The organism is Gillisia sp. Hel1_33_143 (assembly GCF_900104765.1).
Classification (GTDB): Bacteria; Bacteroidota; Bacteroidia; order Flavobacteriales; family Flavobacteriaceae; genus Gillisia.
Genome location: NZ_LT629737.1, coordinates 2,675,921 through 2,688,968, shown reverse-complemented (window position 1 = coordinate 2,688,968; position 13,048 = coordinate 2,675,921). Strand labels below are relative to the sequence as shown.

Genomic DNA, 13,048 nt, shown 5'->3' with positions numbered 1-13,048 from the left:
ATAATTTTATTTCTGAATGATCCATTGATATCTAAAAGCCCATTTCCAAGTGATTTCTTGATTTTTAGCACTGATATGCTTGGAGTATTTTTCTAAATCTTCCTTTTTGAAGCCTCTTAAAATGGAGATTAGTCCATCTTTTCTGGCAATTTCATTATTGATAAAAACAAAACAGAACGCCTGAAACAATCTATACGCAATTTTGCTTCTTTGTAGATCGTTTATAACCACCCCTAACCTTGACTGCTCTATGAACAGTTGCATTAATTGCACAATTTCTGCATCTTTAAAATGATGTAGGGTTAAGGTACAAAGTACTACATCAAATCTCTCATTTTTATAGGTTTCGCTAAAAATGTTTAATGCTTTAAATTTAATTTCGGGAAATTCAACAGATAATTTTCGGCCAATATCCATAGCATATTCATTGGCATCAATTCCAAATAATTGAAGTTTATAGCTATTACTTCTGCCCCATTTCGCTATTTCTCGAAGTACAGCCCCATTTCCGCACCCAACATCTGCAATGCTATAGGTAACCTCTTTTGGAAGACCTTGAAGCAATTCTTTCACTCCATCTAAGGTAATCTTATTTCCACCCAACCATTTATTTATGTTGTCGAGATCATTAAGTGTCTTTTCTAGCTCTTCACCTTGAAGATCGAAATCGTCCATGATCTCGGCTTCCTCTGTTCTTTTATCAGTATTTATTTTATTCATACAATGGGGCTACCGTGGGTTTTTTTTATAATGAATGGTAAGATTGAAGGAATAATACTCACTACTTTTTGAGTGCTCTCCGCTAAAATTGGGTTTAGTAATACTCTTTGAAGTATTCCACCAAATTTTAACCTTGAGCTGAAATTAGATTTCCATTGGGAGCGATATTCCTGTTCCAGTGCCATACGATCTAACTTAAAATCGTTATAATTATTTATAATTGCTTCTGAAGCTATTTTAGCGCTATGCATAGCCATAGCCATACCGTTTCCACATAGCGGATGTATAAGACCAGCCGCATCTCCTAACATTAAAATATGATCTTCTACAATTGACTTTCTTTCAAAAGATATTTGTGCTATGCTTAGATCCTTATCAAATAACTGCGTTGAATTTTCAAAAAATTCTTTTAAGTAGGGATTCTTGTAAAGTACATTCAACTTAAAGGCTTCAGGATCTTTATGCTTTTTAAAACTTTTATAGGTTGCCAGATAACATACGTTAACAGCACCTGTTTCGGTTTTTGAAAGTCCGCAATATCCACCTTCAAAATTATGTAACGCCACTGTGTCTTCAGGAAAATTTGAATTTGAGTAATGCGATTTAATTCCTAACCATCCGTTTTTATTCTCAATAAATTCTCTTTTTAATTTCTTGTCAAGATTTGATCTTTTACCATAAGCGCCAAGCACCAAATCACTTACAATAGATCTAGAATTTATAGTATCTACCCTAAATTTTTCTTCAATGAAAACAACGTTAACAACAGTATCTTGTAATACCTTCACTCCAATCTTAACTGCTTTTTGATATAGGAAATGATCTAAAGCATATCTACTTAAACCAATTCCACCAAGATCAAGCTCAGTTTCAATTTTATTACCAGAGGTGGTACTATATATTAATTTCGAAATATGCTCCGGAGAGAGTTCCTCCAGATCTAGCTCTAAAGATTTTAGATAGGGCAGAATTTCTGCCGAAATATATTCACCACAAACTTTATGACGTGGGTATGCCTCCTTTTCTATTACGCAAACTTCAAACCCATATTTGGATAAATGAATAGCTGCAGTAAGTCCTGCTAATCCACCACCTAATACGGTCACCTTTTTTTGTTCTTTCACCTTTTGAAGATACTTAAAAGAATAAAAAAACCCGGGAACTTCCCGGGTTTTTATTAATAATATAAAATAAATGCTTATTCTTCAGAAGTAGCCTGTTCAGCTTCTTGCTTCATTTTCTCATTAGCAACAATCGCTAATTCTACTCTTCTGTTCTTAGCTCTACCATCTTCAGTAGTATTATCATATTTAGGCTGAGATTCACCATACCATTTAGTATCAAATCGCCCACTAGAAAGACCATTATTTACTAAATAAGAAGTTACAGCTTGTGCTCTGTTCTTAGATAATGTTAGGTTATAGCTTTCGCTACCTGTATCGTCTGTATGGCCTTCAACTAATACGTTGGTGTCTGGATATTCTTTAAAAATACCAATAAGTTTTTTTAATGTTTCTTGAGATTTAGCGTTAACACTATATTTCTCTGAATCAAAATAAACTCCACTACTTTCATCAAAAGTAACATTGATTCCTTCACCAACTCTTTCTACTTCTGCTCCAGGAATTTCCTGTTCAATTTGCTTAGCTTGCTTATCCATTCTAGTTCCGATGTATCCACCAGCAGCACCACCAACAACACCACCAATAATAGCACCTAGCGCAGTGTTACCACCTTTTGTATTGTTACCAATAACTCCTCCTAATACAGCACCACTAGTGGCACCTATTACAGCACCTTTTTGCTTATTATTAGCATTTTTAGTAGCCTCACAACCTACCAAAAGGCTGGCTGCCATAAATACTGCTGCTATTGTTTTTAATCCTTTTTTCATAATATCTATTTTTAAATTTTTGTAAAGTTCATTCTAATTACAAAAGGTTTACCTTCTAATGTAACGGTTTGTTCCCAGATCATTGAAGTTTCTGACAATGAAACAAGATTTAATCTGAATCCTTGGTTTCCAGTAGTAGATTTATGCTTACTATCTGTTGGTTTTAATAAGAAATCAAAACTTCCAGCAGTAGAATTTTCTTCATCTACAGCCCAATTGAAATAACGTTCTCCAGCAGTGCAATCTGCTCCTACTACAGAATAGTTACCTTGGTTGTTGTTCGATACAAATGTCCAAGTACTACCTTTAAAACATGCAGCCGAAGCATCGTTAAATAATGTTACGTCAAAAATTCCGGTATTGTTTGGGTAAGTAACGCTGTTTAGCATCCAGTTCCCGTCAAATGATTTTCTTGCTTGAGTGGCTACCTTGCTAGGTCCACAAGAAACAATAAGTAACGCCGCAGCAATTACAAATAACAATTTTTTCATGAGTTATAAGTTTAGTTTAGGTATTAAAAAAATCCAATCGAATCATAAATTTATGACTGATTGGATTTTTATGTTGTTTACTAATTATCGTCTAAATAATCTACTTATTAAAGAGATTACAAGTAACACGATAAAAATATAAAAAATTATTTTTGCTATGTCTGCTGATCCTTCAGCAATACCACCAAATCCAAAGATTGCGGCTACAAGAGCAATAATTAAGAAAATAACGATTAATCGTATCATAATATTAGTTTTATTGATTAGCTGAAACTAAATTACTCTACGTCTAGGCCCTGAACAAAAGATTATTAATTATTTAACAATGATTGCGTTAAGATGTCTTAATTATTAATAAATCATCATAATGTTTTATTAATATGATATTAATTCGTCTAACTTTTCCTTAATACGCTGCTTAGATAAATACTGCTCTTCTAGCATAGATGCGAACGGTATTGGAGTTTCTAAACTGCTCAATCTTAATACCGGAGCATCTAGATGTTCAAAACAATTTTCTGTTATCATGGCAGATATATCTGAAGCTATGCTTCCAAAGCCGGAATCTTCTGTTATAATTAAAACTCTACCAGTTTTCTTCACAGAACTATAGATTGCTTCACTATCCAGAGGTTGTAAAGTTCTAAGATCCAATAGATCTACACTGTACTCTACATTATTATTTAATATTTCCAGGCTCCAATGTACTGGAGCTCCATAAGTAATAATTGTAGCAGTACTTCCTTCTTTCAGCAACGCCGCTTTTCCAAAAGGAATGGTATAATAATTAGTTGGAACTTCCTGTCTAACACTTCTATATAAGCCTTTATGCTCAAAGAAAAGTACCGGGTTTGGATCATTAAATGCTGTATTTAATAAACCTTTTGCATCATATGGAAATGCGGGATAAACAACTTTTAATCCCGGAGTTTTAGTAAACCAGGCTTCATTTGTCTGACTATGAAATGGCCCTGCTCCTACTCCAGCACCACAGGGCATTCTCACAACTACATCTGCATTTTGTCCCCAGCGGTAATTTACTTTAGCCAAATAGTTAACTATGGGATTAAAGCCAGAGCTCACAAAATCTGCAAATTGCATTTCTACCATAGATTTTATTCCTTTTATCGAGAGACCCATGGCAGCTGCTACAACTCCAGACTCGCATATAGGTGTGTTTCTAACTCTGTGTTTTCCAAATTCTTCAAGAAATCCATCTGTTATTTTGAATACCCCTCCATAATCTGCTATATCCTGCCCCATTAGAACAAGATCCTTATGCTTTTGCATAGATTGTTTTAATCCTAGCGATATAGCATCAATAAATCTAATTTCTTCTACTTCTTTACCTGCAGAAAATTCTTCATGCTCATAATAGCTATACACATCATTTAACTCTGTTTCCAGATCTGCAGTTATAACTGCTTCATCAAAAGCCATTTGTAGATGTTCATTTATTTCAGATTTTATCTCTTTTTGGTATTTTGTATGTATCTCCTCAGTAAGAATATTATTTTCTTCCAAAAAATTCTTAAAATTTAAAATTGGGTCTTTGTCTGCCCATTCTGTCATCAATTCCTCAGGAACATACTTTGTACCACTCGCTTCTTCATGCCCACGCATTCTAAACGTTACGAATTCTAATAATACTGGCCTTGGATTTTCTCGAACGCTTGCGGCAATTTCTGAAACCTTATTATAGACTTCTAAAATATTATTCCCATCTATTTTATGAGCTTCCATTCCATATCCTATCCCTCTATCCATAATATTTTTGCAACGAAACTGCTCTGTAGTTGGTGTAGAAAGACCGTACCCATTATTTTCTACGCAAAATAATACTGGAAGATCCCAAACCGAAGCTATATTAAGAGCTTCATGGAAATCACCCTCACTAGTTCCACCTTCTCCTGTAAAGACCGCGGTAATTTTTTTTTCATTTTGTAGCTTATGAGCCAAGGCTATTCCATCTGCTACTCCTAATTGTGGACCAAGATGAGATATCATCCCAATGATCTTAAACTCTTGGGTTCCAAAATGAAAGCTTCTATCACGTCCTTTAGTAAACCCATTGGCCTTTCCTTGCCATTGAGAAAAAAGTCTATATAATGGTATCTCTCTGGTAGTAAATACTCCAAGGTTTCTATGCATTGGCAGTATGTACTCATCTTCTTCTAAAGCACTAGTTACTCCAATAGAGATCGCTTCTTGGCCAATTCCGCTAAACCATTTAGAAATTCTTCCCTGTCTTAATAAGATAAGCATCTTCTCCTCTATGAGTCGTGGCTTTAGCATTTTTTTATATAGATCGAGAAGTTCTGAATCTTTAAGATTCATTCTAGAAAATTTCATCATTGTATTGGGAGAAGTTATGGTTGCCATAATTAAGATTAGTTAACCAAATGTAATTAATTTTAAAACTAAGTTGTTTAACGTATAGAAAAATAAATACTACCGTAAATTTAATTAACTTTGTTAGTTCACTAATTTAAAAGCACTGAAATGGCAATGAATAATATACCTAGCGTAGATCTATCAGATTTTTTATCTGAGGATCCCAAAAGGAAACAAAAATTTGTTGATGAAATTGGGAAAGCCTATGAAGAGATAGGTTTTGTGTCCTTGAGAAATCATTTCTTAAGCGATGATCTTGTTGATGAATTATATAAAGAAGTAAAGTCTTTCTTTGATCTACCTTTAGAGATTAAGGAGAAATATGAAATTGAAGGTCTTGGAGGACAGAGAGGTTATATTTCTTTTGGAAAAGAGCATGCTAAGGGCAAAAAAGAAGGAGATCTTAAAGAATTTTGGCATTTTGGTCAGGAAGCGTCGGCAGATGCAGCTTTAATTGAAGAGTATCCAGAAAATGTACATGTTGAAGAACTTATGGACTTCAATCATACAGGTATGGAAGCCTATAGAATGTTAGAGAAAACAGGAATTTATGTTCTAAGAGCTCTAGCTATATATATTGGTTTGGATGAGCATTATTTTGATCATTGGGCAAGTAATGGTAATAGTATATTAAGACCTATTCATTATCCTCCAATTAATGAAGAGCCTAAAGGAGCTGAACGAGCCGGTGCACATGGAGATATAAACCTAATTACCCTACTTATGGGGGCTTCTACCGGAGGACTGCAAGTATTGCGTAAAGATGGAGAGTGGATTGATGCCATTCCATCAGAAGATGAATTGGTTATTAATGTAGGTGATATGTTAGAAAGACTTACTAATAACAAATTAAAATCTACTATACATAAAGTTATTAATCCGCCTAAAGACCAATGGGGTAAACCTAGATACTCGATACCATTCTTTATGCATCCACGAAGTGAGATGCCACTAAATTGTCTTGAGGAGTGTATAGATGAAAATAATCCAAAGCAATATGAAGATATAACTGCAGGGGAATTTTTACATCAAAGACTTGTAGAAATAGGACTTATTAAAAAATAATTATGGCAAAGAAAAAGTTAGGATTGGAAGATCTTGGCGGTTTCGTATTTTCAACTAATGACGATTTTGACCCTGATATAAATAGTCAGAATTCAATTGATGAGACTCCCGCGCCAAAAGATCAACGATTAGAAGCTCATTTTAGCAATAAAGGTCGCGGTGGCAAAACTGTAACAGTCATTAAAGGTTTTGAAGGTAGCGATGAAGATCTAAATACTTTAGGAAAATTGCTGAAGAAGAAATGCGGTGTGGGAGGATCTGTGAAAGATGGTGAAATTATTATACAGGGAGATGTGAGAGAAAAGATCATAAAATTCCTAAAAGATGATGGTTATAAGGTAAAGAGAGTGGGTGGCTAAATTTATTACGGTTAAACTATAAAAACATGGCAAATCAATTGCATATTACCAACGGTGATGGGTTAACCGATACTATTAAACAGCTAAATCTAGGTGGAGAAACTGTAGTTTGGCGCGAGATGCTTTGTGAAGGTCCTACGGTTTATGAACTGGGATCTGAAGAATTTATTGAGCTTCGTACTAATTTTCTAACTTCACATTATAATATCACGAAAGATTATTATCAAACTCAATTTCTAGAAGAGCTTTATAAATTGTCTAAGGTTAATGAGTTTGATGAAGTTGTGCTGTGGTTCGAGTTCGATCTGTTTTCTCATATAAATATGCTGGCTATGATAAGCCATTTGGAAAATCTTAAACTTAATGTTCCTGTTTACCTAGTGTGTAGTAAGAAGCTTAAAGGAGAAGCAGAATTTAATCCTCTCTCTCAATTAAGTCTTAAAGATCTTAATAATCATTATGTAAAACGAATACATCTTAATGAAGATGATCTAGAAATGGCTGCTTTAATGTGGCAATTATATAATGGAGAAAATCCACAGAAATTAAAGTTGCTTATTAAAAAGAAAACCAACTTTGAATATCTTTCTAGCTGTATTAGAGCGCATATTGAACGTTTTCCCAACTCAACGACAGGAATTAATACCCTAGAAAAGAATATTCTAAAACTTATTGATAGAAATAACATCTCCAGTAAAAATCAGCTATTAGGATACGCTTTGGAGTATCAAGGTTATTTTGGTTATGGAGATTCTCAAATGCAGCGAATCTTAGATAAATTAGAGCGATTTTATAAAGAAGAGAATAACCAGATTCAATTAACTGCCGAGGGTACGGAAGCTCTTAATGGTTCGCGCAATTTTTATCAAGTACTTAAAAACGATGAATTTTTTGGTGGAGTTAAAATGTATGATTTTTTATATGACTCTGTCTCACATAATATTTTAAAACTATAGCATGACTTTAAAGGCTTCAGAATTTATACAAAATCCAGATGGTAGTGTTTATCACCTAAATTTATTACCACATCAACTTGCAAATACTGTTATTACGGTTGGAGATCCTGATAGAGTGGCTCAAGTAACCAAATATTTTGATGAAGTTGAAGTTAAGGTTCATAAAAGAGAATTTCATACTCAAACCGGATATTACAAAGGTAAACGAATAAGCGTGATCTCCACCGGAATTGGAACCGATAATATAGATATTGTCTTTAATGAATTGGATGCCCTTGTTAATATTGATTTTGAAAGTCGAGAGATCAAAAAGGATCTTATATCATTAGATATTATCAGAATTGGAACATCTGGAGCTATTCAGAAGGATGTGGCCTTAGATAGCTTTTTAGTTTCTGAAATGGGAGTAGGATTTGATTCCTTATTACATTTTTATAAGGCGGATGAGATTTTAGATATCGATTTTGCTCAAGCCCTAAAAAATCAGCTTCAACTAAAAGATACCAATGGTTTGCCATATGTAGTGGCTTGCAATAAAGATCTTGCCTCTAAGTTTAGTGATGGTTATTCTAAAGGTGTTACTGTAACTAACTGCGGATTCTATGGCCCTCAAGGGAGAGAATTAAGATTGCCTCTAAGCATGCCAGATCTTAATGATCTTATGGCTTCTTTTGAATTTAACGGAAAAAGAATTACCAATCTAGAAATGGAAACAGCCGGTATTTATGGTCTTTCAAAATTGCTAGGTCACCGCGCAGTTTCTTTAAACGCTATTATTGCTAATAGAGCTACCGGAGCTTTTAGTGTAGATCCAGGTAAATTAGTAGATGATCTTATTAAATTAAGCTTGGAGAAATTGGTGAGCTAATAGTTTTGCTTTTAACACAACATTAAATTTCTCAACTCTCTCATCTTTGTATTTTTGTTGAAACTATACAATATATGCTATCAGATCCTGAGACCCAGTTAAGACATAGAGACCTTAATTGGTTAAGTTTTAATGAGAGGGTTTTACAAGAAGCTGAGGATAAGAATAATCCTCTTTATGAGAGAATTAAATTCCTTGCAATTTTTTCATCTAATTTAGATGAATTTTTTAGAGTTAGAGTTTCACAACTTAGACAGATAAAAAGGGTTGAAAAAAGTATTCGAAAGAAGCTTGCTTTAAAACCTAATAAGATCACCAAACAGATACTTTCCGAGGTTAAGGTTCATCTAAATAGATTTGGAAACATTTATCACGAACAGATAATTCCAGAACTTGCTGAAAATGGAATATACTTGGTTGAAAGTAATGATTATAGCAGTAAACAAAAAGAATTTGCTGCTGCCCTGTATAAAGATAACATTGCTCAATACCTAAAACCCCAAAAAATAGACCTTACTCAAGATTCAGATCTATTTCTTGAAAATAATATACTTTATTTTGCTATCACTTTTAAAAACAGTGATCATTTAGGGGTTGTGAACATTCCTGCAGAAGAGTGCGGTAGATTTGTAGAATTTGGCGATAATGCAATCACTTATATAGATGATATTATTAGATATGAAATACCGAGTTTATTTCTAAAGGAGGAAATATTGGGTGTTTACGAAATTAAAATGTCTAGAGATGCTGAGCTTTATATAGAAGACGAATTTAATGGGGTTCTCGCAGAAAAGATTTATGCTTCATTAGCTCAAAGAACAGATGGCCAACCTACAAGATTGCTATATGATGCAAAAATGCCGGATGACGTTCAGAAAAAGATCAGAAAACTACTTAATTTAGGGAAGATAGATATGATGCCTGGTGGGCAATATCATAATTTCAGCGATTTCTTTTCCTTTCCAGATCCTGGTAAAAAAGAAGCACTTCATCCTAAGGCACGCCCTGTAATTAAACATAAAATATTAGAATTTGCTGAAGATTACTTTAAGGTGATCTCAGAAAAAGATCAATCTGTCCATTTCCCATATATGAATTTTGATTATGTGGAAAATTTTGTTGAGCAAGCTGCTGTAGATCCTGATGTTGAAATAATAAAAATATCACTATATAGAATCGCAGATGAATCTAAATTGACTTCAAGTTTGCTAAAAGCATTAAAGAATGGTAAGAAAGTTACTGTATTTGTAGAAGCTAAAGCTAGGTTTGATGAAGAGAACAATATTGTATGGGGAAAGAAATTTGAAGAGAAAGGTGCAAATGTAATTTACAGTTACCCTAAGATAAAAGTTCACTCTAAAATAATGATGGTTGGAAGGCGTGAAGGTGAAAAGCTTAAGAAATATGCCTATATAGGTTCCGGAAATTTCAATAGTAAAACCGCTTCCCTATATTGTGATCATGCAATTTTTACTGCAAATAAATACATAACCAAAGAATTAGCTAGAGTATTCAAGGTCTTGGAAGGCTCATTAATTATACCAAGAGAGAAGCATTTACTTATTTCTCCTTTTTCTACTAGAAGAAGGTTTACAGAAATGATCATGCAAGAAATTGAAAATGCAGAGAATGGAATTAAAGCAGAGATTACTGCTAAGATGAATAGTCTTGAAGATCCACAAATTATAGAATGGCTATATAAAGCAAGCAATGCCGGCGTAAAAATTAGACTTTTAATTAGAGGTTTTACCTGTTTAATACCTGGAGTTAAGGGGCTTAGCGAAAATATTTATATTACAAGTATATTAGATCAATTTTTGGAGCATGGAAGAATATATGTATTTGAGAATGGCGGAGATCAACAACTATTTTTTGGAAGTGCAGATTGGATGACGCGTAATTTAGACCGAAGAATTGAAGTGATTGCACCAATATTAGACGAAGATATAGCTCAAGAATTCAAAGATATCTTTCAAATTCAACTAAATGATAATGTAAAAGCTAGAATTCAGGATTCGGAAGAAACGAATACTTACGTTCAGAAAAAAGAAGGAGACAAAGAGGTGAGATCTCAATTTGAGATCTATGAATATCTAAAAGAAAAGCATAGTATATGAGAACTATAAGAATTGGTGGTGTACCAGAACATTTCAATCTGCCTTGGCATTTAGCAATGGAAGAAAAGGATTTTGAAAAAGAAGGCTTAAAAATAGAATGGACAGACTTTCCAGGAGGTACTGGAGATCTTAACACCGCTCTAAGAAATAAGGAAATAGACGTTGCTGTAATACTAACAGAGGGTATTATAAAAGACATAATTGCAGGAAATCCATCTAAAATTGTTCAAACTTATGTGCAGTCTCCTTTAATTTGGGGAATTCATGTAGCCGAAGGATCTAAATATCATTCGTTAAAGGAATTAGAACATTCCAAAGTAGCTATAAGTAGAAATGGTTCGGGATCTCAGTTGATGGCCTATGTAAACGCAAAGAATGAAGGATGGAATTTAAGTGATCTTAAATTTGAAATAGTTGGGAACATAGACGGAGCCGTTAGTGCTTTACAAGACAATACAGCTCAATATTTTATGTGGGAGCATTTTACCACAAAACCTTTGGTAGATAATGGAACCTTTAGAAGAGTTGCAGACTGCCCTACTCCATGGCCATGTTTTGTAATAGCGGTTAGAAATGATATTTTAGAATCAAATGAAATAGAAATAGAAAAGCTTATTAACGTTATTAATAAAAAAACAGTGAGTTTCAAAAACATCTCAAATATAGAACGAACACTAGCTAAACGTTATGACCAAAAGATCGAAGATATTGAGGAATGGCTACAAATAACCGAATGGAGTCAGACAAATCTAACAGAGCAGGAAATTGAAAATGTTCAGGAAAGTTTAATAGATCTTAAGTTAATTTCAAAAAAAGTTGATAGTTCTAACATTATTTATAACTTGTGAGCAATAAAATGTTAGAATAACATCCACAACTTATATGAAAAAACTATTACTTCCTCTGTTATTATTATGCTTTTCAATTTCATTTTCTCAGGAAATTACTGATGATCCTAATTTGGATTCTGAAGAGGTTTATAAAAGAGATACTGCTAAAAATGAGTTGAGTATTGGAACTTTTAATCTGGTTGTTTTTGGAGCTTTAGATCTAGCATATGAAAGAATACTAACACCACATTCTAGTTGGGCTGTTGAGGGATTTGTATTAGCGCTAGATCGTGATAGTGAAGATGTAGGCGATGCTTTTACTAAAGATTTTTCGCTTACGGGAAAATATAAATATTTCTTTAGTGAAAGAAGAACAGCTTGGGGATTTTATGTAAATGGCTTTGCCATGGTTTCTTCCGGTGAATATTATAAATATAGAGAGATCTATAATGATGGTTATTACCAGAGTGAAAGAGATTACAATAACTATACAGATCTTGCCTTAGGATTTGGTCTTGGAGGGAAGTTTGTCTCTAAACAAGGTTTCTTTTTGGATCTGAATGCAGGAATAGGTAGAAATTTATTTAATGATAACTCTCCAACTATTGTAGGTCAATTCAACGTGAATTTAGGATTTAGATTTTAGATCTTACCATTTAATTTCATTTTTTCCATGAGCATTTAGATAGGTGTTGGTTCTGCTGAAATGTTTATTTCCAAACCAGTATCCTCTATTAGCACTTAAAGGTGATGGATGTCCGCTAGTAAGAATGCAATGTTTATTTGGATCTATTTTCGCACCTTTCTTTTTGGCATAACCACCCCAAAGTAGAAATACAACATTTTTATTTTCTTCAGAAATGCTCTTAATAACGGCATTTGTAAATTTTTCCCAGCCTTTATTCTTGTGAGATGCAGCCTCGTGAGCTCTAACAGTAAGTACTGAATTTAGTAAAAGTACTCCTTGCTTTGCCCAATGCTCTAAATTGCCGGTGCTAGGTATATTCTTTCCCAGATCTTCATTTATTTCTTTATAAATATTTACCAAAGATGGTGGTATAGCAACTTCCTCTGGAACGGAAAAGCATAAACCATGAGCTTGATTAGGCCCATGATATGGATCCTGTCCTATTATAACTACCTTCACTTCATGAAATGGAGTTAAATTGAAAGCTTCAAAAATGTTGGAAGCTTCAGGATAGCAGATGCAATTTTTGTATTCTGATTTTACAAAGCTCACTAAATCTTCAAAATAGGGTTTTTCAAATTCAGAATTTAAAACCTTTTTCCAGCTATTATGGATATCCACCTTCATATTATTTAAGTAAATTTGTAGAACCCAAAATTAGGGAAA

14 protein-coding genes are annotated in these 13,048 nt (G+C 33.6%); 7 read left to right on the top strand and 7 right to left on the bottom strand.

Annotated elements, in window-relative coordinates:
* Nucleotides 1–6 precede the first annotated feature (6 nt).
* The 6 genes from BLT84_RS12500 to BLT84_RS12475 all read right to left on the bottom strand — a co-directional run bounded on the left by BLT84_RS12500 (nucleotide 7) and on the right by BLT84_RS12475 (nucleotide 5,487).
* The gene (locus BLT84_RS12500) at nucleotides 7–720 is read right to left on the bottom strand and encodes a methyltransferase domain-containing protein (RefSeq protein WP_034892796.1); all 714 of its coding nucleotides are present in this window, start codon (nucleotides 718–720) and stop codon (nucleotides 7–9) included.
* Nucleotides 717–1,844, bottom strand: coding sequence for an NAD(P)/FAD-dependent oxidoreductase (locus BLT84_RS12495; protein ID WP_091266271.1), 1,128 nt, complete (start codon nucleotides 1,842–1,844; stop codon nucleotides 717–719). The genes BLT84_RS12500 and BLT84_RS12495 overlap by 4 nt, the downstream gene beginning before the upstream one ends.
* A gap of 74 nt (nucleotides 1,845–1,918) precedes the next feature.
* Nucleotides 1,919–2,614 carry an OmpA family protein gene (locus BLT84_RS12490; RefSeq protein ID WP_091266268.1) on the bottom strand — a complete coding sequence of 232 codons (696 nt, stop codon included), beginning with the start codon at nucleotides 2,612–2,614 and terminating at the stop codon, nucleotides 1,919–1,921.
* Between the two features lie 11 nt (nucleotides 2,615–2,625).
* Entirely contained in the window at nucleotides 2,626–3,105 is a 480-nt protein-coding gene (locus BLT84_RS12485) for a lipocalin family protein (protein WP_091266265.1), read from the bottom strand.
* A gap of 84 nt (nucleotides 3,106–3,189) precedes the next feature.
* On the bottom strand, nucleotides 3,190–3,351 hold the full coding sequence (locus BLT84_RS12480) for a DUF1328 domain-containing protein (RefSeq protein ID WP_034892785.1): 162 nt from the start codon (nucleotides 3,349–3,351) through the stop codon (nucleotides 3,190–3,192).
* Between the two features lie 129 nt (nucleotides 3,352–3,480).
* Nucleotides 3,481–5,487, bottom strand: a complete 2,007-nt coding sequence (locus BLT84_RS12475; RefSeq protein ID WP_410503546.1) for a thiamine pyrophosphate-dependent enzyme — start codon at nucleotides 5,485–5,487, stop codon at nucleotides 3,481–3,483.
* A 126-nt stretch (nucleotides 5,488–5,613) separates the two neighbouring features.
* On the opposite strand from BLT84_RS12475, the gene BLT84_RS12470 reads away from it, so the two are divergent.
* The 7 genes from BLT84_RS12470 to BLT84_RS12440 all read left to right on the top strand — a co-directional run bounded on the left by BLT84_RS12470 (nucleotide 5,614) and on the right by BLT84_RS12440 (nucleotide 12,340).
* Nucleotides 5,614–6,564, top strand: a complete 951-nt coding sequence (locus BLT84_RS12470; protein ID WP_034894427.1) for an isopenicillin N synthase family dioxygenase — start codon at nucleotides 5,614–5,616, stop codon at nucleotides 6,562–6,564.
* 2 nt (nucleotides 6,565–6,566) lie between these two features.
* Entirely contained in the window at nucleotides 6,567–6,923 is a 357-nt protein-coding gene (locus tag BLT84_RS12465; RefSeq protein ID WP_172822454.1) for a translation initiation factor, read from the top strand.
* A gap of 26 nt (nucleotides 6,924–6,949) precedes the next feature.
* The gene (locus tag BLT84_RS12460; RefSeq protein ID WP_091266258.1) at nucleotides 6,950–7,879 is read left to right on the top strand and encodes a DUF1835 domain-containing protein; all 930 of its coding nucleotides are present in this window, start codon (nucleotides 6,950–6,952) and stop codon (nucleotides 7,877–7,879) included.
* 1 nt (nucleotide 7,880) lies between these two features.
* Complete coding sequence (locus BLT84_RS12455) at nucleotides 7,881–8,747, top strand: nucleoside phosphorylase (protein WP_091266254.1); 867 nt, start codon at nucleotides 7,881–7,883, stop codon at nucleotides 8,745–8,747.
* 74 nt (nucleotides 8,748–8,821) lie between these two features.
* On the top strand, nucleotides 8,822–10,864 hold the full coding sequence (ppk1, locus tag BLT84_RS12450; RefSeq protein WP_091266250.1) for a polyphosphate kinase 1: 2,043 nt from the start codon (nucleotides 8,822–8,824) through the stop codon (nucleotides 10,862–10,864).
* Nucleotides 10,861–11,712: a substrate-binding domain-containing protein gene (locus tag BLT84_RS12445; RefSeq protein WP_091266247.1), complete on the top strand. Its 852-nt coding sequence runs from the start codon at nucleotides 10,861–10,863 to the stop codon at nucleotides 11,710–11,712. Before ppk1 ends, BLT84_RS12445 begins: the two co-directional genes overlap by 4 nt.
* A gap of 34 nt (nucleotides 11,713–11,746) precedes the next feature.
* Nucleotides 11,747–12,340 (top strand): hypothetical protein, encoded by a 594-nt coding sequence (locus tag BLT84_RS12440; protein ID WP_091266244.1) that lies wholly within the window; start codon nucleotides 11,747–11,749, stop codon nucleotides 12,338–12,340.
* A gap of 3 nt (nucleotides 12,341–12,343) precedes the next feature.
* Here the strand turns inward: BLT84_RS12440 and ung are convergent, their stop codons facing one another.
* Nucleotides 12,344–13,009 carry a uracil-DNA glycosylase gene (gene ung, locus BLT84_RS12435; protein WP_091266241.1) on the bottom strand — a complete coding sequence of 222 codons (666 nt, stop codon included), beginning with the start codon at nucleotides 13,007–13,009 and terminating at the stop codon, nucleotides 12,344–12,346.
* Nucleotides 13,010–13,048 lie beyond the last annotated feature (39 nt).

What these genes read in the sequence shown, in the direction of transcription:
- BLT84_RS12500 (WP_034892796.1), bottom strand. Translation starts at nt 720, where the DNA reads ATGAATAAAATAAATACTGATAAAAGAACAGAGGAAGCCGAGATCATG.
- BLT84_RS12490 (WP_091266268.1), bottom strand. Translation starts at nt 2,614, where the DNA reads ATGAAAAAAGGATTAAAAACAATAGCAGCAGTATTTATGGCAGCCAGC.
- BLT84_RS12485 (WP_091266265.1), bottom strand. Translation starts at nt 3,105, where the DNA reads ATGAAAAAATTGTTATTTGTAATTGCTGCGGCGTTACTTATTGTTTCT.
- BLT84_RS12480 (WP_034892785.1), bottom strand. Translation starts at nt 3,351, where the DNA reads ATGATACGATTAATCGTTATTTTCTTAATTATTGCTCTTGTAGCCGCA.
- BLT84_RS12475 (WP_410503546.1), bottom strand. Translation starts at nt 5,487, where the DNA reads ATGGCAACCATAACTTCTCCCAATACAATGATGAAATTTTCTAGAATG.
- BLT84_RS12470 (WP_034894427.1), top strand. Translation starts at nt 5,614, where the DNA reads ATGAATAATATACCTAGCGTAGATCTATCAGATTTTTTATCTGAGGAT.
- BLT84_RS12465 (WP_172822454.1), top strand. Translation starts at nt 6,567, where the DNA reads ATGGCAAAGAAAAAGTTAGGATTGGAAGATCTTGGCGGTTTCGTATTT.
- BLT84_RS12460 (WP_091266258.1), top strand. Translation starts at nt 6,950, where the DNA reads ATGGCAAATCAATTGCATATTACCAACGGTGATGGGTTAACCGATACT.
- BLT84_RS12455 (WP_091266254.1), top strand. Translation starts at nt 7,881, where the DNA reads ATGACTTTAAAGGCTTCAGAATTTATACAAAATCCAGATGGTAGTGTT.
- ppk1 (WP_091266250.1), top strand. Translation starts at nt 8,822, where the DNA reads ATGCTATCAGATCCTGAGACCCAGTTAAGACATAGAGACCTTAATTGG.
- BLT84_RS12445 (WP_091266247.1), top strand. Translation starts at nt 10,861, where the DNA reads ATGAGAACTATAAGAATTGGTGGTGTACCAGAACATTTCAATCTGCCT.
- BLT84_RS12440 (WP_091266244.1), top strand. Translation starts at nt 11,747, where the DNA reads ATGAAAAAACTATTACTTCCTCTGTTATTATTATGCTTTTCAATTTCA.
- ung (WP_091266241.1), bottom strand. Translation starts at nt 13,009, where the DNA reads ATGAAGGTGGATATCCATAATAGCTGGAAAAAGGTTTTAAATTCTGAA.